Raw genomic sequence first — 25,719 nt, 5'->3', positions numbered from 1 at the left:
CAGGCTTCTCCTAATTCAGGCCAGTGCCGCACGAGCGGCAGCGAAGGCGTCTGGGGTATTCAAGTTGTGAGTGGTGATGCCCTCAGCGCAACGCTTGCTGATGCCCACCAGAACTTTGCCCGGGCCACATTCAACCAGCTCGACCGGGCCATTGGCCGCCAGACATTGAACTGATTCAACCCAGCGCACAGGCTTGTACAGCTGCTCAAGCAAGTCGCGCTTGAGGGTATCCAAATCGTTCGCCACGGCGGCGCTGACATTCTGCACCAGCGGGATTTGCGGCATTTTCCAGTCAATGGCCTGGATCGACTCGGCAAAACGCTCAGCTGCGGGTCGCATCAATTCACAGTGCGAGGGCACACTCACCGGCAGCGGCAGCGCACGCTTGGCGCCCTTGGCCTTGCACAGCTCCATGGCGCGCTCAACAGCCGCCTTGGCTCCGGCAATAACCACCTGGCCCGGCGAGTTGAAATTAACCGCACTAACCACTTCGCCTTGCGCCGCGTCAGTACAGGCAGCCAGCACATCAGCATCGTCCAGCCCCAGGATCGCTGCCATGGCGCCTTGACCGGCAGGAACAGCTTCTTGCATCAGGCGACCGCGACGCTCAACGAGCTTCACGGCATCAGCCAGGCTCAGGCAACCGGCAGCAACCAGCGCGCTGTACTCGCCCAAGCTATGGCCAGCAACAAAATCAGGCTGCTTGCCGCCTTCTGCCAACCACAGACGCCACAGGGCAATCGAGGCGGTCAAAATGGCGGGCTGGGTGATATCTGTTTGATTCAGCTTCTCGGCAGGGCCGACCTGGGTCAACGCCCACAGGTCGTAACCCAGAGCATCAGAAGCTTCTTTAAATGTTTCCAGGACCAGCGGGTGTTCCGCGCCCAGCTCGGCCAACATGCCGAGGGACTGCGAACCCTGCCCTGGAAAGACGAATGCGAGGGATGTAGACATGTAACAAGCCCCTAATGATCTTGTCGTCGGTGAATTGACGTCCTGCCGTGGCGGACGCAAGAAACTGACAGTTGGATGGCGATTTAGACCGTGCGGTCACATTTACACGCTCGACCGGCAATACGCCTACGGTAACAACCCTTCAAGGCGCCCATGCAAACGCTTTGGCAGGTCTTCATGGATTTCAATCAGCGCCCGTTGTATCGCACTTTGAAAGCCCTGAGCACCTGCCGAACCGTGACTCTTAATGACAATTCCCTGCAACCCCAGAAAACTCGCGCCATTGTGCCGTGCGGGGGCCAAATCAGCCTGCAAGCGACGCAGTAACGGCATCGCCAACGCACCGACACATCGCCCAAAGAGCGTGCGCTTGAACAGCGCCTCAATCCGGCCTGAGATCATGGTCGCCAGGCCCTCACTGGATTTGAGCAGGATATTACCTACAAAACCGTCACACACCACCACATCGGCCTCGCCGCGGTACAACCCATCACCTTCGACAAAGCCGATGTAATGCAAAGCACTCGCCGCTTGCAACAAGGCGGCGGCCTCCTTGACCTGCTGGTTACCCTTGATGTCTTCGGTACCGATATTCAACAGGGCTACGCGCGGGCGAAGCGTGCCGAGGGCCTGCGCCGCCACCGACCCCATCACCGCGAACTGAAACAACTGCTCAGCCGTGCAATCGACATTCGCCCCCAGATCCAGCAACTGACAATAGCCCGTCTGCGTTGGAACCGCCGCCACCATCGCAGGGCGATCTATGCCGGGCAGTGTTTTGAGGACGAACCGCGACAGCGCCATCAAAGCCCCCGTATTTCCCGAACTGACACAAGCTTGCACTTTGCCATCACGCAGCAGCTCAAGCGCCACCCGCATGGAGGAGTCCGGCTTGCCACGCAACGCATGGGAAGGCCGCTCGCTCATGGCGATAACTTCTGAGGCTGGAGTAATGGTCAGGCGCGAGCGATCCACAACCGAATGGCTGGCGATCAAATCTTCAAGTACGGAGGGTTGACCAACGAGGGTCAGATGCAGCGAGGGTGTAGCAGACAGACAAGCGATGCAAGCCTGAACAATGCTGCGGGGACCGAAGTCCCCGCCCATTGCGTCGATCGCGATGACCTGAACGGACAAGTGATTACTCGTCAGCGCCCTTGTCGATCACTTTACGACCACGGTATACGCCTTCTGGCGATACGTGGTGACGCAGGTGAATTTCACCGGTGGTTTTTTCTACAGACAGCGTGCTAGCCGAAAGAGCATCGTGCGAACGACGCATGTCACGGGCAGAGCGGGATTTTTTGTTCTGCTGAACAGCCATAATTGATTAACTCCTAAACGTTTGGGTCACGCTTTAACTGCGCCAATACACTGAACGGGTTGGACCGCGTTACCTCGTCCTCGCCTGGATCGGGCTCATCGAGACCCGCCGGCTGCTGGCATTCTTCCGGATGATGAGCAGGCACAATGGGCAAGGCGAGCAAAAGCTCCTCCTCGATCAGTGCATGCAGATCCAATGGATCTTCGCCCAGTTCCAGCACGTCATAACCTTTCGGTAACGACTGGGTATTCGCACCCTCTTTCACCACAGCGTAACTGCATTCGCTATGGATCGGCAGGGTGACCAGCTCAAGACAACGCTGGCAAACCATCTTGACCTCGACGTCGATGGAGCTGTGTATTACCACAGATCTTCGCTCGTCGCGCTCAAAAACAAATTTAGCCTGGACCGTACCGACATTGTCGGAAAGCGGGTCGCAGAGTCTCTCCAAATCAGCCAGCAGCACTTCACCTTGAAGGGTAGTGCCACGATCAGCTAATTTGCGCGGGTCAACGTGAGGTGGAATCGGGTCATTCAACATAGGCGCAGCATTCTAGGGACGACCCCCTCACCTGTCAAAGGAAATTGTGCCTGTGCGACATCCCGTGCGCCCGTTAGAATCGACATTCATCTACAGGAGCCGCGAATGCTGCCTTTATTACTCGCCTCAAGCTCGGTTTATCGCCGGGAATTACTGGCTCGTCTGCGCCTACCCTTCAGTTGCAGCTCACCTGACATCGACGAAAGCCACCACACAGATGAAAGCGCAGCCGACCTGGTCAAGCGCCTGTCGCTGGAGAAGGCCCGTGCACTGGCGGGCAGCCATCCCGACCACTTGATCATCGGCTCAGACCAGGTGGCCGTGCTTAATGGCCGAATCATCGGCAAACCTCACACCTTCGACAAGGCACGTCAACAACTCCTGGACGCCAGTGGCGCCAGCGTCAGCTTCCTCACCGGCCTGACCCTGCTCAACAGCCGCACCGGGCAGCACCAGACTGACTGCGTGCCCTTCACGGTGCACATGCGCACGCTCAGCGCTGAACAGATTGAACGCTACCTGCACGCTGAGCAGCCCTACGATTGCGCAGGCAGCTTTAAAGCCGAAGGCTTGGGCGTGAGTCTGTTTCAGCGCACCGAAGGGGACGACGCGACCAGCTTGATTGGCCTGCCATTAATCCGACTGGTGGACATGCTGACCCATGAAGGCATCAGCATCCCTTAACACAGCAAACCCGACCCCACCCAAACAACAACGGCCTTCACAGGCCGTTTTTTTGGTGCAGTCGCAAGTTAGCGCAAGGTGGGTCCCTGAAAACCCATCCACAAGGCAACGTGCTCTGCAACGCTGGCACCGAGTTTTTTCGAGAAGCGATCGAATGCCGACTCTTGCACGGTGAAATCAACCAACTCTTTTTCACCAATCACATCACGGGCAACCGAACTGGCATTGCCCAAGCCGTCAATCAGACCCAGCGGCAGCGCTTGCTGTCCCGTCCACACCAACCCCGAGAACAACTCAGGATGCTCTTTATCCTTCAAGCGATCGCCACGACCCTGCTTAACGCTGGCAATGAACTGCTCATGCGTCACATTTAGCACGCCTTGCCAGAACTTGGTCTCGTCCGGCTTTTGAGGCTCAAAGGGATCAAGGAACGCCTTGTGCTCGCCCGAAGTGTAGGCGCGACGCTCAACACCCAGCTTTTCCATAGCCCCGACAAAACCGAAACCTGCCGCTGTCACGCCAATCGAACCCACCAGACTGGCTTTGTCGGCATAAATCTCGTCAGCCGCACTGGCGATGTAGTAGGCACCCGAGGCACCGAGGTCCGAAATCACCGCGTACACCTTGGTCTCAGGGTGCAAGCCGCGCAAACGACGGATCTCGTCGTAGACATAACCCGATTGCACAGGACTGCCGCCCGGACTGTTGATACGCAGCACCACGCCTTTGACTTTGGGATCATCAAACGCCGCTTGCAAGCTGGTCACCAGGTTATCGGCACTGGCCTGCTCTTTATCGGCAATCACCCCGCGCACCTCGATCAGCGCACTGTAACCCGAACCCGCCGTAGCGTTGCGCTCCATATCCATCAACGGCGTGAAGGTGAGCAGCACCGCCACCAGCAACAGAAAGGTCAGCAACTTGAAAAAAATACCCCAGCGACGTGCACGGCGCTGCTCCTGAATACCTGCCAACAAGGTTCTTTCCAGCAACTTCCAGCTTTTGTCATCACCCGCAGCAGGCTCAGACTCAGCGGGCGCTTTCCATTGATCGACCATGCACTACCCCAGCTAAGACGTTATTAGTGAGCGCGCCCATGCAGCCAGGCACGCAACTCAGAAAAATGATTGATTTCCAGCGTAGGCCCAAACGTGCGCAGACGTTCAATTGACTGCGCCCCGTAACTCACCGCCACCGAGTCGATGCCTGCATTACGCGCCATGAGCAAATCAAACGACGCATCACCCACCATCAACGCCTGCTGCGCGGGCACATCGCAGTGAGCCAGAATCTGATTGAGCATGAGCGGATCCGGCTTACTGGCGGTTTCGTCGGCTGCACGGGTGATATCAAAGAAGCCTTCCCAACCCTGCGCCTTGAGCACCCGATCCAGACCGCGACGCGCCTTGCCCGTCGCAACGGCCAAGCGGTAACCCTGATCACGGAAGGATTCTAGCGACTCGGCCACACCGGCAAATAGCGGTGAAGGCTCGGCATCCGACGCGATATAGATATCCGCGTAGTGCTGACGGAAGGCAATAACTTGCGCCTCGGTCAAATCAGGGTAAAGCGTCAAAATCGCTTCCGGCAACCCCAGACCAATAATGCCTTTGACCGCCTCATCATCACGCTCAGGGCGACCTGCGCGCTGCGCAGCCCCCTGCATCGAAGTGACAATGCGGCCAATGGAGTCCGCCAACGTGCCATCCCAATCAAAGATCAGTAATTTGTACTCAGACGGCACTCAATCGCTCCACGGTTTTAGCCCACATCTCATCGACGGGCGCCTGAAACTTCATTTCACCGCCATCAGGCATGGGCACGGTCAGCATGTAGGCATGCAAAAACAGACGCTTGCCGCCCAATTCGCGAATTTCTTTAGAAAAGCCTTCTTCGCCGTATTTGGTGTCGCCCGCAATGCAGTGGCCCGCATGCAGGGTGTGCACGCGGATCTGATGGGTCCGCCCGGTAATCGGCCGGGCTTCAATCATGGTGGCGAAATCGCCAAAACGACGCAGCACCTTGAACACCGTGACCGATTCTTTACCCTCTTCGTTCACCTCAACCATGCGCTCACCCGAGCGCAGATTGCTCTTCATCAATGGCGCACGCACCTGCTTGATCGAGCTGGCCCAATTGCCACGCACCAACGCCATGTAGCGCTTGTCGATTCCGTCACCGCGCAACGCTTCATGCAAGTGGCGCAACATGCTGCGCTTTTTGGCGATCATCAAAAGACCGGACGTATCGCGGTCAAGGCGATGCACCAACTCCAGCTCTTTGGTATCGGGACGCAACTGACGAAAGGCTTCGATCACACCGTAATTCAGGCCACTGCCACCGTGAACAGCAATACCCGCAGGCTTGTTGAGCACAATCAGGGCTTTGTCTTCATAGACAATTGCCGCTTCCAGGCGCTGCAACAAACCCTGAGCCAGGGGCACCGGTTCGTCGCGCTCAGGCACGCGCACAGGCGGCACGCGCACAATATCGCCCGCTTGCAGCTTGTACTCAGGCTTGATCCGGCCCTTGTTCACGCGCACTTCGCCTTTACGCAAAATGCGGTAAATCAAGGTCTTGGGTACGCCCTTGAGCCGGGCAAGAAGAAAGTTGTCAATGCGTTGGCCGGCATATTCCGGCGAGACCTCAAGCAGCTGGACGCTGGGGGTCGGGGGGGTAGTCGTCGTCATGCCGCGGATGATAACAATTTTTTATGGAATTGAAGCACTTAATCATTGCTGCTATAGTCGCGAACGCCGCCAAAAGCGGCCTGGACAGCGGATTAACGGTGAGTCACCGGCCCTGCCCTACGCTCTTCACGAGGACGCGAGGCCGTCCTACGGGACTTTTGCTGCATACGGAACGCCTGGAGTTGTAACAAGCGCAGGTGACATGAGGCCTGAAGCGAGCCTGGAAAGCAGAGTGAAAACTCGCCTTTTACGCCGATATTCACGGCCAGTTCACAAAGTGCAGTCAGCCTCGGGAATTTCGAGCGAATGTTTCGGAAACTTCGCCTTTATTAGCCATGATGCGTGACCTCCCCTTTTGGAGTTCACGGTAAATGCCAACCCGCTGCGGATTCTGCGCGCGGCAGCACCCGAATTATCAGGGATACGTGTGGGGTGGAGATGCACAACCGCCGGACTGTGTAGCAATAGGCTTTATCAAGACGCTTCATCTCGTCCACAGCCGCCGGTTGATTCCTCCTCCTGACCAGACTTTTGCTTAAGCGGTGCTTTAGCACCACAGCAAGCAGGAAGCGTTAGTCGCGACTCGGCCCCCAGGGCCGAACCTCGCTGGACAATGGAGTGGCCAACTACTCCTGACGCACCTGACACCGACCGTGAGAAGTCGTGTGTGCCGAACGCCGTTTCCGGCAGCCCGGAAACCGACGGTACAACATGAAAAGAATGCTGATTAACGCGACTCAACCCGAAGAGTTGCGTGTTGCACTGGTAGATGGCCAACGCCTCTACGACCTGGACATTGAGTCAGGTGCACGCGAGCAGAAGAAAGCCAACATCTACAAAGGCCGTATTACTCGCATCGAACCAAGCCTTGAGGCTGCCTTTGTCGATTTCGGCTCTGAGCGCCACGGTTTTCTGCCCCTCAAAGAAATCTCCCGCGAATACTTCAAAAAAGCCCCAGAAGGCCGCGTCAACATCAAAGACGTCCTGAGCGAAGGCCAGGAAGTCATCGTGCAAGTCGAGAAAGAAGAACGTGGCAACAAGGGCGCAGCCCTGACCACCTTCATCAGCCTCGCTGGCCGTTACCTGGTGCTGATGCCTAACAACCCGCGTGCCGGTGGCATCTCGCGCCGCATCGAAGGTGAAGAGCGCAACGAACTGCGTGAAGCGCTCAATGGCTTGATCGCACCTGCCGACATGGGCCTGATCGTGCGCACTGCAGGCCTGGGCCGCAGCAGCGAAGAAATGCAGTGGGACCTCGACTACCTGCTGCAACTGTGGACTGCTATTAAAGAAGCGTCGCTGGACCGCGCGGCGCCGTTCCTGATCTATCAGGAAAGCAACGTGATCATCCGCGCCATTCGCGATTACCTGCGCCAGGACATCGGCGAAGTGCTGATCGACAGCGTTGAAGCCCAGGACGAAGCCCTGACCTTCATCCGCCAAGTGATGCCGCAGTACGCCAGCAAAATCAAACTCTACGAAGACAGCGTTCCGCTGTTCAACCGCTTCCAGATCGAAAGCCAGATCGAGACCGCTTTCCAGCGCGTTGTTGAACTGCCTTCCGGTGGCTCTATCGTTATCGACCCGACCGAAGCCCTGGTGTCCATCGACATCAACTCGGCGCGCGCCACTAAAGGCAGCGATATCGAAGAAACCGCCCTGCAAACCAACCTTGAAGCGGCTGAAGAAATCGCCCGTCAGTTGCGCCTGCGCGACATCGGCGGCCTGATCGTCATCGACTTCATCGACATGACCCCTGCCAAAAACCAGCGCGCCGTGGAAGAAAAAGTCCGCGAATGCCTGGAAGCAGACCGCGCCCGCGTTCAAGTGGGCCGTATCTCGCGCTTTGGCCTGCTGGAAATGTCCCGTCAGCGCCTGCGCCCATCGCTGGGTGAAAGCAGCGGTATCGTCTGCCCACGCTGCAACGGCACCGGCATCATCCGTGACGTTGAATCGCTGTCGCTGGCCATCCTGCGCCTGATCGAAGAAGAAGCCCTGAAAGACCGCACTGCCGAAGTGCGCGCCCAGGTGCCAATCCCGGTCGCCGCCTTCTTGCTCAACGAAAAACGCAACTCGATCACCAAGATCGAACTGCGCACTCGCGCGCGCATCATCATCCTGCCGAACGACCACCTCGAAACGCCGCACTTCGAAGTTCAGCGTTTGCGCGATGACAGCCCGGAAGCCCACACCAATCAGTCCAGCTATGAAATCGCTGCCGCTGCTGCTGAAGTGGAAGAAGTGCAACCGGCCGCTGCCACCCGCACCCTGGTTCGCCAGGAAGCCGCGGTCAAAACAGCTCCGGCGCGCACCTCGGCACCGGTTCCGACCGAAGCCGCAGCCACCGCGACTGCCGCCCCGGCACCCGCCGCTACCATTGCCGAACCCAGCCTGTTCAAAGGTCTGGTGAAATCACTGGTCAGCCTGTTCGCCTCCAAGGATGAGCCTGCGGCTGCCGCGCCAACCGTGACCGAGAAACCGGCCACCACCGAGCGCCCGCAACGTAATGAAGAACGTCGCAACGGTCGCCAGCAAAGCCGTAACCGCAACGGTCGTCGTGACGAAGAACGCAAGCCGCGCGAAGAACGTGCACCTCGTGAAGAGCGCGCCCCGCGTGAAGCCCGCGAAGTGCGTGAACCACGCGAAGAAACCCCGGTAGTCGTTGCCCGCGAAGAACGTGCCCCGCGCCCACCGCGCGAAGAGCGTGCTCCACGCGCACCTCGCGATGATCGCAAACCTCGCGGTGAGCGTGAAGAACGCGTACGCGAACTGCGAGAACCGCTGGATGCCGCACCCGCTGCAACCACCGAGCAAGAGCGTCCGGCCCGTGCACCTCGTGAAGAACGCCAACCACGCGCACCTCGCGAAGAGCGCGCACCACGCGCCGAGCAAGCCGCCGTCGCCGCTGAAGACGAAACCGCTCTGAACAACGAAGAGCAATTGCAGGACGAGACTCAGGACAACGCCGAAGGCGATCGTCCACGTCGCCGCTCCCGCGGTCAGCGTCGTCGCAGCAACCGTCGCGAGCGTCAACGCGATGCCAATGGCAACGTGATCGAAGGCAGCGATGACGGTTCTGAAGAAGGCAGCGAAGAGACCAACGCGCAAAACGTGCCTGCCAACACCGAGCAGCTGGCTGCCGGACTGGCCGTCACAGAAGCCGTTGCCAGTACCGTCATCAGCGCTCCGGCCGAAGCTCAGGCTCATCAGCAAGCTGAACGAGCCAGCGCAGCCACCGAGCAAGCAGCCCCGGCCGAAACCGTGGTTGCCGTTGAAGCTCAAACCAAGGCTGTGACTGTCGTTGAAGCACCGCAAGCGCCAGCACCGGTCGTTGAGACGCCAGTGATCGAAACGCCAGTGGTTCAAGCCCCTGTGGTTGAAGCCATCACGCCAATCGAAGCCGTTAAAGCGCCTGAAGTTGAAGTGGCTCCGGTTCAAGAAGCCCAGCCTGAACCCAAGGCAGCCGCAGAACCTGCTCCAGCCATCGAAACACCGATTGTTGCTGCACCTGAGCCTGTAGTTGAAGCGCCAGTGGTAGAAACCCCGGTTGTTGAGAAGCCTGCCTTCGAAAAGCGCCCTGAGCCTGTCAAGGAAGCCCGCACTGTACGCGAGCCCGTTGCAGAGCCTGCCGCCGCTCAAGCCGCACCGGCCCACGCCACGCCAGCAGAACCGGTTGTGATCGCACAACCAGAGCCTGTTGAAGTGCTGGTAAAAGCTGAAGTGGTTGAAGTGGCCATCGTCGCAGCACCTGTCGCCAGCGGCCCGACCAGCAATGGTCGTGCCCCGAACGATCCGCGTGAAGTGCGTCGTCGCAAGCGTGAAGAGGCCGCCGCTGCCGCTGCCGCCGCTCAAGCGCAAGCCACCGAAGCCGTCGCAGAGCACACGACACCTGCCATCGACGAGAACTTGCGTTCTGTTGAGGAAGTGGTCGAGCAAAACCCTAAAGCCCTGGAAGAAGAGCACGAGCCTAAACCCCTCGCCTAATTCCAAAGGCCACTAAAAAGCCCCGCCAGTTTGCACTGGCGGGGCTTTTTTTATGCGTTGAAGGCGTGCCGATCAGAAGAACCAGAACGAACGACGATTGCTCTCCAGCTCACCCCGGCACTGATTAAGCTGTGCGCCGTACGTCTTTGATTGCTGCTCAACCTTGCGTGCGACCTGCACCAGCCAAGGCTTGGCACGATACGTACCACGACTGTAGCCGCCCCGCCCCTCGTGATAGGCCAAATATTGGTTATAGGCGTCCCACTTGGAGATGCCTAGCTGCTGCTGAGTACCCGCCGCATACCAACCAATAAAGCGAATGGCATCCGCAAAGTTGTCACGCGAACCTCCCTTGCCCGTGCTTTTTTTGAAGTCACTCCACGCTGGTGGCTGAGCCTGGGCATAGCCATAAGACTGACTGACCCGCCCCCACGGAATGACCCACAACAAATAGGCGCGCGGCGGCAGTGCGTCCGCCACAAAGCTGCTTTCCTGCTTCATGATTGCCATCGCCACCTGTGGCGGCGTGCCGAACTGGCTCTGCATGCTTAACGAGTCTTCATACCAGCGCGGGTACTGACGATAGATATTGCACAGATTGCCTTGATCCCTGGGCGGCGCGGTGGTGCAACCGGCCAGCGCCACCCAGGTCAACGCCAAGGCCCAAGCAGGCTTATGCTTCATTGGTTTTCCTTACGGCCACGGATGATGGAGCAACGCGAGTGCCCGATTAATACACGTTGGGTTCCATCTCCAACTGCACGGCAAAGCGCTGCGCAATATCGGCCTGGATACGCTGCGCCAGCGCCAACAATTGCAGACCGGTCGCCGCGCCGTAGTTGACCAGCACCAGCGACTGCAAACGGTGTACGCCCGCATCCGCGTCACGAAAGCCTTTCCAGCCAGCCGCCTCGATCAGCCAACCCGCCGCCAGTTTCACCTGACCGTCCGCTTGCGGATAGCCGATCAGGTTGGGGTGCGCCAGCTTGAGTTCAGCCGCCAACACCGATGAAACCACCGGATTCTTGAAGAAGCTGCCCGCATTGCCCAAGACCGCAGGGTCGGGCAGTTTTTCACTGCGGATGCTGCTGATGGCACGACTGACATCACTGGCGCTCGGCAGATCAACGCCTTGTTCGATCAGGCGCTGGCGTACCGGGCCGTACTCCAAGTGCAGACTGGCAGCACGACTCAGAGCAAACCTGACCCGCAGAATCAACCATCGACCCGGATGTTGCTTGAACAGGCTGTCGCGGTAACCAAAATTGCACTCAGCCAGGGTGAAATCACGCAACTCCCCACTTTGACGGTCGAGCGCGGTCAGCCCGGCAAACACATCCTTGATCTCAACCCCATAGGCACCAATATTCTGCATCGGCGCAGCGCCGACGGTGCCCGGGATCAGGCTCAGGTTTTCAAGCCCGGCAAAGCCCTGCGCAAGCGTCCACAACACAAAGTCATGCCACACCTCACCCGCCTCGGCCTCAACCACCACGCGCTCGCCGTCATCTACTAGCACACGAAGGCCACGACTGGCCATGCGCACTACCAACGCCTGCACATCGCCGGTCAACAGCAGGTTGCTGCCACCACCAATCACCAGTAAAGGCAACTGGTGCTCAGCCGAATAGCGCAACGCTTCACGCACGTCATCGTCGTTATGCGCCTGGGCAAACAATCGGGCACGCACATCGACACCAAAGCTGTTGAACGGCTTGAGTGACGCTTCAACCTGCAACTGCAAACTCATAAACGTCCTTTCAATTCGATCACTAGCAAGTCGCACGCGCGTTCAATCAGGTCCAGCACTTCTTCAAAGCCCTGTTCGCCATCGTAATAAGGGTCGGGAACTTCGTGTTTCACACCCTCATAACGTCGCAAGAACAAATCCAGCTCAGCCTTCCCACTGACCGGTTGCAATGCCTTGAGATCACGCAGGTTGCTGTTATCCATCGCAAAGATCAGCTCATAGCGGCTGAAGTCAGCGGCGCTGACGTGCTGCGCGCGCTGCGCGGACAAGTCATAACCGCGCAGCTTTGCCGCCCGCTGAGTGCGTTTGTCAGGAGGCTGCCCTACGTGCCAGTTGCCAGTCCCTGCCGAAGCGACATCAACCTGCGATGCAAGGCCGGCTAACTGCAATTTATGGCGCAGGACACCCTCAGCCGTCGGCGAGCGGCAAATATTGCCCAGGCACACAAACAGGACGCGCATCAAACCTCCAACAAACGCCGAACGCGCTCAAGGTCTTCAGGGGTGTCTACACCGCCAGGCGGTGCTTCGAGCACGTCGGCGACATGAATACGCACGCCATGCCACAGCGCGCGCAACTGCTCAAGACGCTCGGTATTTTCAAGCCAGCAAGGGCCCCAACTCACAAAGTCATGCAGGAAACCCGCACGGTAGGCGTAGATGCCGATATGCCGACGATAAGGCACGCCCTCTGGCAGGCGGTCGCTGGCCTGCGCAAAATCATCACGCGCCCACGGCAGGCAGGCTCGACTGAATGTCAGCGCCAGCCCATTGAGGTCACTGACCACTTTGACCACATTGGGATTGAACAACGCGGCTACGTCTTCGATGGGCTCGGCCAGCGTCGCCATGCTCGCTTCGCTGTGGGCAGCCAGGTTAACCGCCACCTGATCAATTACCCGAGGGGGAATCAAAGGCTCATCGCCCTGGACATTGACCACAATGGCATCGTCAGCCAACCCCAGAAGCGTCGCCACTTCGGCCAGGCGGTCGGTGCCTGATTCGTGATCGACGCGGGTCAACAACACCTCGGCCCCAAACGCCTGACAGGCCTCAACAATCCGCGCATCGTCCGTAGCCACCACCACCCGTTGCGCACTGCTTTTGCACGCTTGTTCCCACACGTGCTGAACCATCGGCTTGCCCGCAATCATTTGCAGGGGCTTGCCGGGCAAGCGTGTGGAAGCAAACCGCGAGGGGATAACGACCGTAAACACCGGGATCATTTATCCAGACGCTCTTCGTCAGTCAGCGTACGGGCTTCTGTTTCGAGCATGACCGGGATGCCATCACGAATCGGGTACGCTAGGCCTGCGCCCTTGCTGATCAGTTCGCTCTTGTCGGCACTGAGCTTGAGCGGGCCTTTGCAAACAGGGCAAGCAAGGATATCGAGCAGTTTGGTGTCCATAAGGGTTTCCCTGAATAAGAGGAGTTAGGGCAAAAGACGATCAGGTAAAAGACGCAGTAGCTGCTGATCAAACCAGCGCACAAAGGCTTGCGAAGGTACAGCGTCTACCGCCAGATACCACCAGTTAGACGCGGCAAAGTCGCGGCATTTCACCGCATCCTTTTCCGTCATGACCAACGGCAAAGGCGGCGTAAAATTCAGCACCTCGGCGCTATACGGCGCATGGTCCGCAAACGCGTGGGCAATTGGCCGCCAGTGTAACGTTTCGAGGGTAGTGAAGAAACGCTGCGGGTTACCGATACCGGCGACCGCATGCAACGCTTGCTGCGGCGCAAAATAGTCCAGTGACTGACGTTGGCCACTGCACAGGTTGATCAGCGCGGTGGGCTGCAAAGCAAAGGCAAATCCCGATGCCGGGTCCGTCATTGCACCGTTGTACAGCACCGCATCGACACTGTTCAGCCGCTCGGCCGGCTCGCGCAGGGGGCCTGCGGGCAAACAACGGCCGTTACCCAAACCGCGGGCGTTATCGATCAACACCAGCTCAAGATCACGCGCCAGGCGGTAATGCTGCAAACCATCATCCGACAGGATCAAGTCCAGCGACTCACTGGCCAGCAAGGCTTTGACTGCACGGCTACGATCAGGATCGATCATCAAGGGAACACCGCTGCGCTGCACGATCAGCAAAGGTTCATCACCGGCCTGCGCGGCACGTTGTTCAGCCGTCACACGCCAGGGGAAATGCGCAGGCCTGGCCCCATAGCCGCGACTGACCACCCCAACCCGCAGGCCGTGGCGCTGACAGTGTTCAATCAGCCACAGGATCAGCGGCGTCTTGCCGGTGCCGCCCACCGTGATATTGCCCACCACTACAATCGGCACCGGCGCTCGGTAAATATCGCCCTGCCCTGCCACAAAACGCGCGCGCTTACCCGCCACCACGCGACGGTAGAGACACTCAAGCGGCCGCAGCAGCGACAGCAGCGGGTGCCCGGCATACCAGGCGCGTAACAAACGATCGGACATAGCCATCAGGGAGCTGCCTGTGCCTCGACGGTGGTCATGCGTAAATGGCTGAAACCCAATTTACCCGCCGCATCCATCGCGGTGACGACATCTTGATGCCGGGCCTTGCCGTCAGCACTGATCGACAGCGCCAGCGTGGTGTCACCCTCAGACTCTTTCTGCAAGGCCTCCATCAGAGTGGCCAGGTCATTTTTCGGCAGTATCTGGTTGTTCACCGAAAACACACCGTCTGCGCTGATGGCGACATCTAACTGCTTGGCGTTTTGATCGTCACTCGGGGCACCGCTCACCGCTTGCGGCAGATCAACACGCAGTTGAGTTTCGCGGGTGAAAGTGGTGGTCACGACAAAAAACAGCAACAGGATAAACACCACATCAATCAATGACGCGAGGTTGATATCCACTGTTTCTCGTGGCTTGCGGCGAAATTTCACGCTTTGCTCCCGGCCATGTCGACTTCGCGGTCGCCTTGAACGACTTCAACCAGCTTGATGGCTTCTTGCTCCATGCCCACCACCAACTCATCAACGCGCCGTTGCAGGAAACGATGGAAGAACACCGCCGGGATACCCACCATCAAGCCCGCGGCCGTGGTGATCAACGCCTTGGAAATACCGCCCGCGAGGATCGCTGCGTTGGTGCTCATGCCTGCCCCCATGAACGAACTGAAAATGTCGATCATGCCCAGCACCGTGCCCAGCAAACCGAGCAATGGGGCCATCGCGGCAATCGTACCCAGCGCATTGAGGTAGCGTTCAAGCTCATGAATGACGCGGGCCGCAGCCTCTTCAATGCACTCTTTCATGATCTCGCGACCATGTTTTGAGTTGGCAAGCCCCGCTGCAAGGATTTCACCGAGCGGCGAATCGGCGCGCAATTGCTTGAGTTTTTCTTTGTCCAGTTGCTTGTCCTTGATCCAGACCCACACCTGCCCCAGCAGGTGGGGCGGAGTTACGCGGCTGGCGCGTAAAGTCCAAAGACGCTCGACAATAATGCCCAGCGCGGCAACAGAGCTCAGAATGATCGGCAGCATCATCCAGCCGCCGGATTTGACCAGTTCCCACACAGTGACAATCCCCTCGAAAAAGTGCGCCACTCTACCATAGGATTGGGCGCCCGCTCAGGCGCAGGCAAATCCCCGGTTATCCACCCTGGCGCCAAAACCTGCTGGGTTGACGCAGGCTGCGGGCCATCCCCCTCGTCCCCAACCTGAACCGCAGCGCCCCTTGTTCTGCGCTGTCCAGCACGTTCATGCCCAAGGCGTTGTAACGTGCCAGTACCTGCGGGTGCGGATGACCAAAGCTGTTGCCGTGACCTCGCGATATGAGCACATGTTCAGGTTTTAACGCATTCAGAAACACCTTGGATGACGATGAACGACTGCCATGATGCGGCGATTGCAACCAGTGCACCGGCATCGCCAGAGGGCTTTTCAAAAAGGCGCGTTCGGCCAACGCGTCAATATCACCCGTCAGCAACAGACGCTCATCGCTGGCCTGTACAAGCAGCACACAGGATTTTTGATTACCCGTCTGCGCATCCGCCCATTGCCAGAGTGAAAAACTCACACCGTCCCACTCCCACCGCTCGCCACTGACACACGGCTGCGCCTGTAACTGTAGTGCCAACCCGGGCACGTCACCACTGATCACTTTTTTGATGGTCATGGCGCGCTGCACGGCCAACGCGCCACCGGCATGGTCAGAATCGGCGTGACTGATGAGCATCACGTCCAATTTACCGACACCCAACGCGCGCAGCACCGGCACCACCACGCGCTCACCCTGATCCACCTCCCTGACCTTGGGCCCTGCGTCATAGAGCAAGGTGTGATGGCGTGTACGCAGCACCATCGCCAACCCCTGCCCGACGTCCAGTTGCCAGACCTCGACCTGACCATGGGGAATCTGCTCTTGTGGCGCGAATACCGCCAGCAGCACCAGTGGCCAGCCCAACGGCCTGGGTAAAAGCCCTGCGGGTAGCAATAAAATCAGCACCCCGATAGCACTCAAGCACCACACACCGGTTGTGACTTGTGCGGGCATCCACGGCAAAAAAGTACCGGCCAACAACGCTAACCCGCGTATCAGGGCATCCAATAAACCGCCCGACAGCCACAAAAGTGCCTCCCCGAGCCAAGGCACAGGTAACAGCAGCGTGCCCAATAACGCCGAGGGCAGCACCAGCAAGCTGATCCACGGCACCGCCACCAGGTTCGCCACTGGCCCGGTCACGCTGACCGGCAAACCCAGTGCCCAGATCACAGGAAACAGCCCCAGCGCGATCAAACCTTGGGGCCGGGTCCAGGCCGCCCACCACCGCCACGCACCCAAGCGCCCGCTGAACGTGAATATCAGCACGGCCACTGCCATGAATGACAACCAAAACCCCGGCATCAGGCTCGCCAGAGGCTGTGCTATCAACACCGCGTTGAGAGCCAGCAAAAACGGCAACCACATGCCCACATGACGAAACCGCAAACGCCATAGCAGGACCAGCCCGAGCATGACGCAGGCCCGCTGCACCGGCACTTCAAACCCTGCGAGCAGGCCATAACCGAGTGCACCCGCAAAGGCCAGGCCGCAGGCCCACGGCAGCCACGGCCAGGTACGCGGCCATAGGCCATAACGTGCCAGCAGCGCGACAAGCCCATAGAGCAACCCGCCAAACAGCCCGATGTGCTGACCCGAAATCACCAATAGATGCACGGTCCCCGTGGCTTGCAGCAGCGCCCAGTCATCACGGCTTAGCCCGGACCCGTCCCCCATCACCAGGGCTGCCAGCCACGGTGCTCGGCCGTGAGCATCAACCTGCAACAAGCGTTGGCGCAAACCGTCTCGCCATGCATAGGCCGCGGGCGCTAAACGCTGGCCCTCCTTGACCGAACCGGTCCCCCCGATACGCTGCGCCAGCAACCAGGCCTCGTAATCAAACCCCTGTGGATTGAGTAACCCATGGGGCTTTTTGAGCTTGACCGCCAGACGCCAACGCTCACCACTGTTGAGCGGCGGGCCGCCATGCCAGCTTAAACGCAGGGTGCGCGGCAGCTCGGCATGACGCGAGGTCGCGTCCCGTAATTCAAACCGCTGCGCTGTACCTGTGCGTTGCGGCAGGCCAATCACACGCCCCTCAACCCATAGGGTGCGACCATCGAGCGATGGCGACAAACGATCGTTCAGCGCCGATTGCCCCTGTACGCACGCCCATACCAGCCCGAACAAAAACAATCCAAATGGATAGGTACGAAAAAACAACAGCGCCAGTCCCACTGCCGACAGAAGAAACAGACACCCCACCGGCGGCAACACCGGTAAATAACGCAAAGCCATCAAGCCCGACGCCAGCCCTAACATCCCTGTATACATAGCCAGCCCACCGAGATCCTTTACCTCGGATTAGTCGATGCGGGTAATACGCGCTTAAATAATTGTCACAAAGTCTGAATAGGCAGAAGAGTGAATTTGGGCATACTGCCCCATTCATTCCCGGGAGAGGCCCATGCCACGGCGTTTGTTTAAACGTTACATGCCAGACCCAGCCAGCATCAGGGAACACAAATCCTTACGCTTTATGGGCACCCTGCTACATGACCCCAATCTGTGGCACCTGAATCGGCACTCGGTTTCCCGCGCAATGGCAGTGGGCATTTTTGCGGCATTTATCCCCATGCCTTTCCAGATGCTACTGGCCGCCTTCCTCGCCATTACCGTGCGCAGCAACATGCCCATTTCGGTTGGCCTGGTATGGCTGACCAATCCGATTACCATGCCGCCGGTTTTTTATTGCACCTACAAACTGGGGGCGTGGTTGATGAATGTGCCGGCACGCAGCCTGCCCGAGAACCTGACGTGGGAGTGGATCAGCGGGCAACTGTCTACGGTGTGGCAGCCTTTTCTACTGGGTTCGGTGGTGTGTGGCGTGGTGTTGGGTGCGCTGGCTTATTGCCTGACCCAGCTGTATTGGCGTTGGTGGGTGAACCGCCAATGGAAACGCCGACAAAAAAAACGCCCCTGAAGGGGCGTCGTTTCGCGCAAAAAAAACCTACCGTCATGTTTGCTACTGACGCATGCCGCGACCGCTGACCAGCAACCGCGCGCACAGCAGGTAAAGCACCACGGTCGCAATGACCATGAAGGTCAGTGCCACACTGATCTTGATGTCCGAGACACCCAGAATGCCGTAACGGAAGGCGTTGACCATGTGCAGCACCGGGTTGGCCATCGAGACCGTCTGCCAGAACGGCGGCAACAAGCTGATGGAGTAGAACACCCCGCCCAGGTAGGTCAAGGGCGTCAGCACGAAGGTTGGGATGATCGAAATATCATCGAAGTTACGCGCAAATACCGCGTTGACGAACCCCAACAGCGAAAAGATAGTCGCCGTCAGCACCACCACGGCCACCGTCAGTCCCAAGTGGTGCACTTGCAGGTCGGTAAAGAACAGCGACAGCAAGGTCACGATCACACCCACCATCAGCCCGCGCAAAATCCCGCCCACGGTAAAACCGATGAGGATGATGTGCGGCGATACCGGCGACACCATCAGTTCTTCAATCGAGCGCTGGAACTTGGCGCCAAAGAAGCTCGATACCACGTTGCCGTAGGCGTTGGTGATCACCGACATCATGATCAGGCCCGGCACGATGTACTCCATATAGGTGAAACCACCCATATCACCGATTTGTCGGCCAATCAGGTTACCGAAGATCACGAAGTACAAAACCATGGTGATCGCTGGTGGCAGCAGGGTTTGCGGCCAGATGCGCATGAAACGTCGCACTTCACGGTAAACAATGGTGTTTAACGCAATCAGATTGGGGCGCAGCTCCGAGCTCATATCGCCACCTTTGCCAGATTTTTTTCGACCAGCGACACGAACAACTCCTCAAGGCGATTGGTTTTATTGCGCAGGCTCACCACTTCAATGTGCTGTGCCGCCAATTGCGTGAACAGACCCGTGATGCCGACCGCCTTGTCCACCTGGACTTCCAGCGTGGCGCTGTCGAGCAACGCACTTGGGTAGCCGATCAACTGCGGTGCAGCCTGCAACGGGGTTTTCAAATCAAGCAGGAAGGTTTCGACATGTAACTGGCCAAGCAACTGGCGCATGCTGGTGTTTTCAACGATGGTGCCGTGATCAATGATCCCGATGTTGCGGCACAACTGCTCAGCCTCTTCCAGGTAGTGGGTGGTGAGGATGATGGTGGTGCCCTGCTCATTCAGCTCGGTGAGAAAGCTCCACATCGAGCGACGCAGCTCAATGTCCACGCCTGCGGTCGGCTCATCGAGAATCAACAGCCGCGGCTCATGCACCAAGGCGCGGGCAATCATCAGACGGCGCTTCATGCCGCCGGACAACGAACGTGAAGGTGTGTCGCGCTTGTCCCACAACCCCAGCTGGGTGAGGTACTTTTCGGCACGTTCCTTGGCGATTTTCGCCGGAATGCCGTAATACCCCGCCTGAGTCACGACAATGTCGAAGGTTTTTTCAAACTGGTTAAAGTTGAACTCCTGCGGCACCACGCCAATACAGCGCTTGAGTGCAGCAGGTTCACGGTCAAGATCATGACCAAACACATTCACCGTGCCGCCCGTCTTGTTGACCAGCGTCGAGAGAATGCCAATGGTGGTGGATTTGCCAGCCCCGTTCGGGCCGAGCAACGCGAAAAAGTCACCTTCGGATACATCCAGATCGATACCACTCAGGGCCTGGAAACCGTTGCCGTAGGTTTTGGTTAGCTGCCGTATGGACAGAGCGGAACTCATATCTGATTACGCACCAAGATGAGGGAATGGGAGGTGTAGATAAGGGCGAGCCGTCAGTCATACAAGTCCGACACGCAAGGTGCATGGTGCTTGGCCTCGACGCACAAGTACAGTCGCCCGTATTAATAGTGGGTATTAAGTCAACGCAGTCATGACCGAGTTGCGATAGGCCGGACGCAGCTTCAGACGCTCGTACCACGCCTCAAGATGCTGCATGCGCGGGCGTTCGATGGGCATTTCAAACCAGGCGTAAATAAACGATCCCAGCGGTATATCCCCCATGCCGATTTCATCACCGGACAGGTAAGGCTTTTGTGACAACGCCTGGTCAACCAGCGATAACAATTCGGCGCAGTGTTTACTCGCGGCGTTAATCACCCCCCAATCCTGCTGTTCGGCGGGGGTCCGTAAAATGCCCCAAAACAGATCACGAAACGGCCCGGCGAATGAAGATGTCGTCCAGTCCATCCACTTGTCGGCCTGCGCCCGCACGCAAACATCACGTTGATACCAAGAGGTGTCTGACCCATATCTGGCCGCCAAATAGCGCACGATGGTGTTGGATTCCCACAACACGAAACCATCGTCCTCGATCATTGGCACCCGGCCATTCGGGTTCAACGCCCTATATTCGGGGGTATCGACCACACCGAAAGCACCTCCGGCCTCTTGCCGGTTGTAAGGCAACGCCAACTCCTCGGCACACCACAGCACTTTTCTGACATTTGACGAATTCTTGCGACCCCACACTTTGAGCATGACTCAACTCCTGATTGATAGACGCCGGGGCAGTCTAACCTTGCCAGACGAACTCCGCCTCCCGCGCGAGGTCACTATCCATAACGCCTTGATCACGACTTGCGACTAAGCTCACAAAGGTGCCCGCCCCTGGCTTCACGGAGGATTGAATATGCTGTTGTTGTGGATTGTGGTTTTAATCGTTGGCGTCGCCTGGCTGGCGCATCGTCGCGTTGCCCCGCTGCCCGCCATGGGCGTGGTCGCGGTCTATCTACTCGCCATGGGCCTGTTCAGTCATGCTCCGGGCTGGCTGTTGGGTATTTTCTGGATCCTGCTGGCGGTCCCCGCCGCCCTGTTGTTACTGCCTGATATGCGGCGCAAAGTATTCACCGCGCCGCTTTTTAACTGGTTTCAAAAAACACTGCCGCCCATGTCGCAAACCGAACGCGACGCCATCGACGCGGGCACCGTGTGGTGGGACGGCGAATTGTTCAGTGGCCGCCCCGACTGGAACCAGTTGCTGGCCTACCCCAAGGTCCAACTCACAGAAGAAGAACAAGCCTTCATCGACGGCCCGACCGAAGCACTGTGTGCAATGGTCAGTGATTGGGACATCGGCCAGCGCATGGACTTACCCCCCCAAGCGTGGGCGCACATCAAAGAGCACGGTTTTTTTGCGCTGATCATCCCCAAAGAATTCGGCGGCAAAGGTTTCTCGGCCTATGCACACTCGCAAGTGGCGATGAAGCTTGCCACCCGCAGCGGCGATCTGGCCTCCACGGTGATGGTGCCCAACTCACTCGGCCCGGCTGAGCTGTTGTTGCATTACGGCACCGACGAGCAACGCAACCATTACCTGCCACGTCTGGCCCGGGGGGATGACATCCCTTGTTTTGCGCTCACCGGCCCGCTCGCGGGTTCTGACGCGGGCGCCATGCCCGACACCGGGATCATATGCAAAGGTCAGTGGCAAGGCGAAGAAGTGATCGGCCTGCGTCTGAATTGGGAAAAACGCTACATCACGCTCGGCCCGGTCGCCACGCTGCTGGGGCTGGCGTTCAAGGCTCACGACCCGGACCACCTGCTGGGCGAGGAAAAAGACCTGGGCATCAGCCTGGCGTTGATCCCCACCGACACACCGGGCGTCGACATAGGCCGCCGTCACTTGCCACTGGGCGCGGCCTTCATGAATGGCCCGAACAGCGGCAAAGACGTGTTCATCCCGCTGGACTACCTGATCGGCGGCCAGGAAATGCTTGGCAAGGGCTGGATGATGCTGATGAACTGCCTGTCGGTCGGGCGGTCGATTTCACTCCCGGCGGTCGGCACAGGCGCCGCCAAGTTCACCAGCCTGGTGACCGGGCAATATGCGCAAGTGCGTGAGCAATTCAACGTACCGCTGGCCGCCTTCGAAGGCATTCAAGAAGCCCTGGCCCGTATTGGCGGTAATGCCTGGCTGATGGACAGCGCCCGCATGCTGACCGCCAACGCTGTGGATCTGGGCGAAAAACCCTCGGTCCTGTCGGCCATTCTCAAGTACCACCTCACCGAGCGCGGCCGCGAATGCATCAGCCATGCGATGGACGTTCACGGTGGCAAGGGCATCATCATGGGGCCCAATAACTATTTGGGCCGCAGCTGGCAAGGGGCGCCGATCTTCATCACCGTCGAAGGCGCAAACATTCTGTCGCGCAACCTGATGATCTTCGGCCAGGGCGCAATCCGCTGCCATCCGTTTGTACTGAAGGAAATGGCGCTGGCCGGGCGCGAAGATCACGCGCAAGCGTTGCACGAATTTGATGGACTGCTGCTCAACCACATCGGATTTGCGGTGAGCAATGCCGCTAGCACCTTCGTGTTGAACCTGGGCTTTGGGCGCCTTGAAAAAGCCCCCGGCAATGCATTGAGCCAAGGTTACTTCCGGGCGCTTAATCGCCAGGCCGCAGCCTTTGCGATGCTGGCCGATTTGAGCATGATGCTGCTGGGCGGTGAGTTAAAACGCCGTGAGCGCTTGTCCGCACGTCTGGGCGATGTGCTCAGCAACCTGTATCTGGCTTCGGCCGCACTCAAGCGCTACCACGACATGGACTCGCCCGAGTACCTCAACCCGCTGTTCAACTGGGCCATGCAAGAAAGCCTGGGCCATGCCGAGCGCGCGCTGGATGAGCTGCTGCAAAACTTCCCGAGTCGCACACTGGGCTTCTTGTTGCGCGCCATCGTGTTCCCGTTTGGGCGTCGCCACACCGGGCCGTCCGATGCGCTGGACGCTGAAGTCGCCGCTGTATTGGGCCGCGCCAAGGGCGACCCGACCCTTGAAGCGGTGTTGGCAGGTTGCTATCGCCCACAATCGGCTGACGATCCTGTCGGCGCCCTGCAACACGCCAGCGAACTGCTCAGCGCCGCCCATCCACTGTTCAAAAAATTGCATGAGGGCCTTAAAAGCGGTCAGGTCAACCCCGCCGCCGGCGAACCGGCGATTGAGGCAGGCGTGAAAGCAGGCGTGCTGCAACCCGACGAGGCGCAGACCTTGCGCGAGGCCGAAGCCGCACGTCGCAAGGTGATTGACGTGGATGATTTTTCCAAAGATGAGCTAACTCTCAGCGAAGGAAAGATTCGATAGCACGACAGCGGGCGCGCGGGGCTTTATACTCCCGCGCCCGTTTTGTTTAGAGGACACCGCAATGGCCACCAACGATCTGAACCACAACCTCGTGTTGCTCGATATTCTGCGCAGCATCCTGGTTGCTGTCGGTGACGCTGAGCAGATCCCTGAGGAAAGCCACGCGTTATTCCTGGAACGCTTTGACGACATGCGCAGTTCGCTGCCGGTTGACCCGATCAACAGCCAGTACTTGGGCCAGGACATCATGTGCCAAGTGATCGAACGCTACCCGCAGATCGCCCATCTGGTTCCCCGTGACCTGCTGTGGTACTTCGGCGGTGCGTGCTTCAACTTCCTCTCGGATGAAGAACTGGACATGTATCAGGCACTGGAAGAGCGCCGTCATGAAGCTGAACTGAACGGCGAACCGTTCGACTGGAATCAGGAAAAGCAGTTCATGGTCATGCCCGTGACTGAAGACAGCACCCAGCACTGAATGCTTGTCTGAACATTCAAAGGCCCGCCCGGTTTAACCGGGCGGGCCTTTTTTTGGCACACAGCGCCCCATGCTGCACCTGCGGCTACACCTGCTTATGCGGCATGCCAAGTGTCGGCTCCTGCGCCATTCGCTCCACTAAAAAATCAATAAACACCCGCAGCTTGGGCGGCAGATAACGCGATGGCGCATGCAATAGCCACACGCCACCATGGTAGGACGCAATAAAACTCCATTCAGGCAGCACTTGCACGACCAGCCCTTGGGCCAATGCGTGGCGCGCCGTGAAATACGGCACGCTGCCAATCCCGATGTGCTGCAAGATCGCCTCCAGCCGTACCCCGGTGTGATTCGCCGCATACCGCCCGTGCACCCCGACGGTCACGGACTTGCTACCCTGCTTGAACTTCCAGCGCGCATCCGCCGGGGTTTCCCCCAGGTAAATGCAACTGTGCGCACGCAAGTCTTCGGGCCGGGCCGGTAGGCCGTGTTCAGCCAGGTAAGCGGGCGTGGCACACAGTACGTGCTCCAGCGCAAACAGCTGGCGCCCCACCAACCCCGGCGCGGGTTGGTCTGTGATGCGGATACTCAGGTCAACGTTGTCATCAATCAGGTCGACGTAGCGATCTTCCAACATCATCTGCACATCGACTTTTGGATAACGGCGCAAAAAATCCGCCATGTGCGGGTGAATCACATAGCGCCCGATGGCCTTGGGCACGCTGACCCGGATCAAGCCTTCAGGCTCCTGCGTAAACTGGCCACTGAGCTCCATCACCGATTGGGCCGCCCCCACCACCTCGCAGCAGCGCTTGAATACGGCCTCACCGCCCTCGCTTAAACGTAATTTACGCGTGGTGCGCTGTAGCAAACGCAGCGCCAGCGCTTTTTCAAGGCGCGAAATACTGCGACTGACAGCCGACGGTGAGGTACCCAGCTGGCGTGCCACTTCAGAGAAGCTCCCGGCCTCAGCCACCCGCACAAACACGACCATTTCAGCCAACAACGACAACGGTAGATTTATGCTCATGACGCACAGGTCCATTGAAATTTGCAGGAATTATCACACCGAGTGCGCTTTTCTATACTAGAAAAAGAATTCGATCAGGACACCGTGATGACTCAACGCCTTTATTTTTCCGACGACACACTGACTGCCGATGCCGTGGTGATGCAATGCACCCCCCACGAGGAAGGCTTTGCCGTGACCCTGCAGGCCACGCCGTTTCACCCGCAAGGTGGCGGGCAACCGTCAGACATTGGCTGGATCGGCGACAGTGAAGTACTCAAAGCGCTACAAGAACACGACAGCATCGTGCATTACCTCAAGCAACCCGTTGCCCTTGGCCCGGTACAGGTTCGCGTCGATGCCCAGCGTCGCCAGTTGAATACCCGACTGCATTCGGCCGGGCACTTGATCGGCGTGGTGGGCGAACAAGCTGGCTGGATACCCACCAAAGCTCACCATTGGCCGGGTGAATGCCGAGTCAGCTTTGTACCCGGCGAGCAGCCCCAAACACTGGATGCAAGCGCCATTGAGCAGCAACTCACGCACTGGATCAGCGCCGACCTGCCCCGGCATTTGCACCTCGACGCCCCACAGCGCGCGGTCAGTTTTGGTGAGCTGCCAAGGTACCCGTGCGGCGGCACCCATGTGCGTTCGCTGTGCGAGTTGCAGGCCGTGAAGGTGCTATCGGTTACCGAGAAAAAAGGGGTGCTGTCAGTGCGTTATGAACTGGACTGACAGCACCGCCT

The 25,719-nt window shown here is 58.6% G+C and carries 26 protein-coding genes; 6 read left to right on the top strand and 20 right to left on the bottom strand.

Translation table 11 applies throughout. From position 1 onward, the window contains the following. Positions 1–15: 15 nt before the first annotated feature. From fabD to TU86_RS03785, 4 genes are all read right to left on the bottom strand, one after another. The gene (gene fabD / locus TU86_RS03800) at positions 16–954 is read right to left on the bottom strand and encodes an ACP S-malonyltransferase (protein ID WP_048362941.1); all 939 of its coding nucleotides are present in this window, start codon (positions 952–954) and stop codon (positions 16–18) included. Between the two features lie 126 nt (positions 955–1,080). Next, on the bottom strand, positions 1,081–2,091 hold the full coding sequence (gene plsX / locus TU86_RS03795) for a phosphate acyltransferase PlsX (RefSeq protein WP_082152854.1): 1,011 nt from the start codon (positions 2,089–2,091) through the stop codon (positions 1,081–1,083). Between the two features lie 4 nt (positions 2,092–2,095). Further along, complete coding sequence (gene rpmF / locus TU86_RS03790) at positions 2,096–2,278, bottom strand: 50S ribosomal protein L32 (RefSeq protein WP_003442519.1); 183 nt, start codon at positions 2,276–2,278, stop codon at positions 2,096–2,098. 13 nt (positions 2,279–2,291) lie between these two features. Further along, the gene (locus TU86_RS03785) at positions 2,292–2,819 is read right to left on the bottom strand and encodes a YceD family protein (RefSeq protein ID WP_048362940.1); all 528 of its coding nucleotides are present in this window, start codon (positions 2,817–2,819) and stop codon (positions 2,292–2,294) included. Positions 2,820–2,924: 105 nt separating this feature from the next. On the opposite strand from TU86_RS03785, the gene TU86_RS03780 reads away from it, so the two are divergent. Continuing rightward, positions 2,925–3,503 carry a Maf family protein gene (locus tag TU86_RS03780; protein WP_048362939.1) on the top strand — a complete coding sequence of 193 codons (579 nt, stop codon included), beginning with the start codon at positions 2,925–2,927 and terminating at the stop codon, positions 3,501–3,503. Between the two features lie 68 nt (positions 3,504–3,571). On the opposite strand, the gene sppA is transcribed toward TU86_RS03780, so the two are convergent. From sppA to rluC, 3 genes are read right to left on the bottom strand one after another with little or no spacing between them, the layout of a single operon-like run. Continuing rightward, on the bottom strand, positions 3,572–4,561 hold the full coding sequence (gene sppA / locus TU86_RS03775) for a signal peptide peptidase SppA (RefSeq protein WP_048362938.1): 990 nt from the start codon (positions 4,559–4,561) through the stop codon (positions 3,572–3,574). A 23-nt stretch (positions 4,562–4,584) separates the two neighbouring features. Continuing rightward, complete coding sequence (locus TU86_RS03770) at positions 4,585–5,247, bottom strand: HAD-IA family hydrolase (RefSeq protein ID WP_048362937.1); 663 nt, start codon at positions 5,245–5,247, stop codon at positions 4,585–4,587. Continuing rightward, positions 5,237–6,193 (bottom strand): 23S rRNA pseudouridine(955/2504/2580) synthase RluC, encoded by a 957-nt coding sequence (gene rluC, locus TU86_RS03765; RefSeq protein ID WP_048362936.1) that lies wholly within the window; start codon positions 6,191–6,193, stop codon positions 5,237–5,239. Before rluC ends, TU86_RS03770 begins: the two co-directional genes overlap by 11 nt. Before the next feature lie 720 nt (positions 6,194–6,913). Here rluC and rne point away from each other — a divergent pair. After that, positions 6,914–10,177, top strand: a complete 3,264-nt coding sequence (rne, locus tag TU86_RS03760; RefSeq protein WP_048362935.1) for a ribonuclease E — start codon at positions 6,914–6,916, stop codon at positions 10,175–10,177. Between the two features lie 72 nt (positions 10,178–10,249). Here rne and TU86_RS03755 read toward each other — a convergent pair whose 3' ends face one another. The 9 genes from TU86_RS03755 to TU86_RS03715 all read right to left on the bottom strand — a co-directional run bounded on the left by TU86_RS03755 (position 10,250) and on the right by TU86_RS03715 (position 17,728). Further along, positions 10,250–10,861 carry a transglycosylase SLT domain-containing protein gene (locus tag TU86_RS03755; protein ID WP_048362934.1) on the bottom strand — a complete coding sequence of 204 codons (612 nt, stop codon included), beginning with the start codon at positions 10,859–10,861 and terminating at the stop codon, positions 10,250–10,252. A 46-nt stretch (positions 10,862–10,907) separates the two neighbouring features. After that, positions 10,908–11,927 (bottom strand): UDP-N-acetylmuramate dehydrogenase, encoded by a 1,020-nt coding sequence (murB, locus tag TU86_RS03750; protein WP_048362933.1) that lies wholly within the window; start codon positions 11,925–11,927, stop codon positions 10,908–10,910. Then, a complete protein-coding gene (locus tag TU86_RS03745) occupies positions 11,924–12,388 on the bottom strand; it encodes a low molecular weight protein-tyrosine-phosphatase (RefSeq protein ID WP_048362932.1) in 465 nt (154 codons plus the stop codon). The genes murB and TU86_RS03745 overlap by 4 nt, the downstream gene beginning before the upstream one ends. Next, positions 12,388–13,152 (bottom strand): 3-deoxy-manno-octulosonate cytidylyltransferase, encoded by a 765-nt coding sequence (gene kdsB / locus TU86_RS03740; RefSeq protein ID WP_048362931.1) that lies wholly within the window; start codon positions 13,150–13,152, stop codon positions 12,388–12,390. The genes TU86_RS03745 and kdsB overlap by 1 nt, the downstream gene beginning before the upstream one ends. Next, on the bottom strand, positions 13,149–13,334 hold the full coding sequence (locus TU86_RS03735; protein WP_048362930.1) for a Trm112 family protein: 186 nt from the start codon (positions 13,332–13,334) through the stop codon (positions 13,149–13,151). Before TU86_RS03735 ends, kdsB begins: the two co-directional genes overlap by 4 nt. A 24-nt stretch (positions 13,335–13,358) precedes the next feature. Beyond that, a complete protein-coding gene (lpxK, locus tag TU86_RS03730) occupies positions 13,359–14,369 on the bottom strand; it encodes a tetraacyldisaccharide 4'-kinase (RefSeq protein WP_048362929.1) in 1,011 nt (336 codons plus the stop codon). Further along, on the bottom strand, positions 14,369–14,797 hold the full coding sequence (locus TU86_RS03725) for an ExbD/TolR family protein (protein ID WP_048362928.1): 429 nt from the start codon (positions 14,795–14,797) through the stop codon (positions 14,369–14,371). The genes lpxK and TU86_RS03725 overlap by 1 nt, the downstream gene beginning before the upstream one ends. After that, positions 14,794–15,429 (bottom strand): MotA/TolQ/ExbB proton channel family protein, encoded by a 636-nt coding sequence (locus TU86_RS03720; RefSeq protein WP_048363040.1) that lies wholly within the window; start codon positions 15,427–15,429, stop codon positions 14,794–14,796. Before TU86_RS03720 ends, TU86_RS03725 begins: the two co-directional genes overlap by 4 nt. 76 nt (positions 15,430–15,505) lie before the next feature. Continuing rightward, entirely contained in the window at positions 15,506–17,728 is a 2,223-nt protein-coding gene (locus tag TU86_RS03715) for a DNA internalization-related competence protein ComEC/Rec2 (protein ID WP_048362927.1), read from the bottom strand. Between the two features lie 133 nt (positions 17,729–17,861). Here TU86_RS03715 and TU86_RS03710 point away from each other — a divergent pair, with 133 nt between their 5' ends. Beyond that, complete coding sequence (locus tag TU86_RS03710) at positions 17,862–18,377, top strand: DUF2062 domain-containing protein (RefSeq protein WP_048362926.1); 516 nt, start codon at positions 17,862–17,864, stop codon at positions 18,375–18,377. A gap of 42 nt (positions 18,378–18,419) precedes the next feature. Here the strand turns inward: TU86_RS03710 and TU86_RS03705 are convergent, their stop codons facing one another. The 3 genes from TU86_RS03705 to TU86_RS03695 all read right to left on the bottom strand — a co-directional run bounded on the left by TU86_RS03705 (position 18,420) and on the right by TU86_RS03695 (position 20,887). Further along, the gene (locus tag TU86_RS03705) at positions 18,420–19,199 is read right to left on the bottom strand and encodes an ABC transporter permease (RefSeq protein WP_048362925.1); all 780 of its coding nucleotides are present in this window, start codon (positions 19,197–19,199) and stop codon (positions 18,420–18,422) included. Continuing rightward, on the bottom strand, positions 19,196–20,128 hold the full coding sequence (locus TU86_RS03700) for an ABC transporter ATP-binding protein (protein ID WP_048362924.1): 933 nt from the start codon (positions 20,126–20,128) through the stop codon (positions 19,196–19,198). Before TU86_RS03700 ends, TU86_RS03705 begins: the two co-directional genes overlap by 4 nt. Before the next feature lie 135 nt (positions 20,129–20,263). Further along, on the bottom strand, positions 20,264–20,887 hold the full coding sequence (locus TU86_RS03695) for a glutathione S-transferase family protein (RefSeq protein WP_048362923.1): 624 nt from the start codon (positions 20,885–20,887) through the stop codon (positions 20,264–20,266). A 151-nt stretch (positions 20,888–21,038) separates the two neighbouring features. Here TU86_RS03695 and TU86_RS03690 point away from each other — a divergent pair, with 151 nt between their 5' ends. Together TU86_RS03690 and TU86_RS03685 are read left to right on the top strand one after the other, a co-directional pair. Then, on the top strand, positions 21,039–23,486 hold the full coding sequence (locus TU86_RS03690; RefSeq protein WP_048362922.1) for an acyl-CoA dehydrogenase: 2,448 nt from the start codon (positions 21,039–21,041) through the stop codon (positions 23,484–23,486). Between the two features lie 61 nt (positions 23,487–23,547). Then, positions 23,548–23,964, top strand: a complete 417-nt coding sequence (locus TU86_RS03685) for a PA2817 family protein (RefSeq protein WP_048362921.1) — start codon at positions 23,548–23,550, stop codon at positions 23,962–23,964. 85 nt (positions 23,965–24,049) lie between these two features. Here the strand turns inward: TU86_RS03685 and TU86_RS03680 are convergent, their stop codons facing one another. Further along, positions 24,050–24,994 (bottom strand): LysR family transcriptional regulator, encoded by a 945-nt coding sequence (locus TU86_RS03680; protein WP_048362920.1) that lies wholly within the window; start codon positions 24,992–24,994, stop codon positions 24,050–24,052. A gap of 87 nt (positions 24,995–25,081) precedes the next feature. On the opposite strand from TU86_RS03680, the gene TU86_RS03675 reads away from it, so the two are divergent. Further along, the gene (locus TU86_RS03675) at positions 25,082–25,708 is read left to right on the top strand and encodes a serine-tRNA(Ala) deacylase AlaX (RefSeq protein WP_048362919.1); all 627 of its coding nucleotides are present in this window, start codon (positions 25,082–25,084) and stop codon (positions 25,706–25,708) included. Positions 25,709–25,719 lie beyond the last annotated feature (11 nt).

The organism is Pseudomonas weihenstephanensis, from assembly GCF_001043055.1.
GTDB classification, from domain to species: Bacteria; Pseudomonadota; Gammaproteobacteria; order Pseudomonadales; family Pseudomonadaceae; genus Aquipseudomonas; species Aquipseudomonas weihenstephanensis.
This window is presented reverse-complemented; position numbering and strand designations above follow the sequence as displayed.

Coding starts and splice junctions, on each gene's coding strand:
- fabD (WP_048362941.1), bottom strand. CDS start 954: ATGTCTACATCCCTCGCATTCGTCTTTCCAGGGCAGGGTTCGCAGTCC.
- rpmF (WP_003442519.1), bottom strand. CDS start 2,278: ATGGCTGTTCAGCAGAACAAAAAATCCCGCTCTGCCCGTGACATGCGT.
- TU86_RS03785 (WP_048362940.1), bottom strand. CDS start 2,819: ATGTTGAATGACCCGATTCCACCTCACGTTGACCCGCGCAAATTAGCT.
- TU86_RS03780 (WP_048362939.1), top strand. CDS start 2,925: ATGCTGCCTTTATTACTCGCCTCAAGCTCGGTTTATCGCCGGGAATTA.
- sppA (WP_048362938.1), bottom strand. CDS start 4,561: ATGGTCGATCAATGGAAAGCGCCCGCTGAGTCTGAGCCTGCTGCGGGT.
- rluC (WP_048362936.1), bottom strand. CDS start 6,193: ATGACGACGACTACCCCCCCGACCCCCAGCGTCCAGCTGCTTGAGGTC.
- rne (WP_048362935.1), top strand. CDS start 6,914: ATGCTGATTAACGCGACTCAACCCGAAGAGTTGCGTGTTGCACTGGTA.
- TU86_RS03755 (WP_048362934.1), bottom strand. CDS start 10,861: ATGAAGCATAAGCCTGCTTGGGCCTTGGCGTTGACCTGGGTGGCGCTG.
- murB (WP_048362933.1), bottom strand. CDS start 11,927: ATGAGTTTGCAGTTGCAGGTTGAAGCGTCACTCAAGCCGTTCAACAGC.
- TU86_RS03745 (WP_048362932.1), bottom strand. CDS start 12,388: ATGCGCGTCCTGTTTGTGTGCCTGGGCAATATTTGCCGCTCGCCGACG.
- kdsB (WP_048362931.1), bottom strand. CDS start 13,152: ATGATCCCGGTGTTTACGGTCGTTATCCCCTCGCGGTTTGCTTCCACA.
- TU86_RS03735 (WP_048362930.1), bottom strand. CDS start 13,334: ATGGACACCAAACTGCTCGATATCCTTGCTTGCCCTGTTTGCAAAGGC.
- lpxK (WP_048362929.1), bottom strand. CDS start 14,369: ATGGCTATGTCCGATCGTTTGTTACGCGCCTGGTATGCCGGGCACCCG.
- TU86_RS03715 (WP_048362927.1), bottom strand. CDS start 17,728: ATGTATACAGGGATGTTAGGGCTGGCGTCGGGCTTGATGGCTTTGCGT.
- TU86_RS03710 (WP_048362926.1), top strand. CDS start 17,862: ATGCCACGGCGTTTGTTTAAACGTTACATGCCAGACCCAGCCAGCATC.
- TU86_RS03705 (WP_048362925.1), bottom strand. CDS start 19,199: ATGAGCTCGGAGCTGCGCCCCAATCTGATTGCGTTAAACACCATTGTT.
- TU86_RS03700 (WP_048362924.1), bottom strand. CDS start 20,128: ATGAGTTCCGCTCTGTCCATACGGCAGCTAACCAAAACCTACGGCAAC.
- TU86_RS03695 (WP_048362923.1), bottom strand. CDS start 20,887: ATGCTCAAAGTGTGGGGTCGCAAGAATTCGTCAAATGTCAGAAAAGTG.
- TU86_RS03690 (WP_048362922.1), top strand. CDS start 21,039: ATGCTGTTGTTGTGGATTGTGGTTTTAATCGTTGGCGTCGCCTGGCTG.
- TU86_RS03685 (WP_048362921.1), top strand. CDS start 23,548: ATGGCCACCAACGATCTGAACCACAACCTCGTGTTGCTCGATATTCTG.
- TU86_RS03680 (WP_048362920.1), bottom strand. CDS start 24,994: ATGAGCATAAATCTACCGTTGTCGTTGTTGGCTGAAATGGTCGTGTTT.
- TU86_RS03675 (WP_048362919.1), top strand. CDS start 25,082: ATGACTCAACGCCTTTATTTTTCCGACGACACACTGACTGCCGATGCC.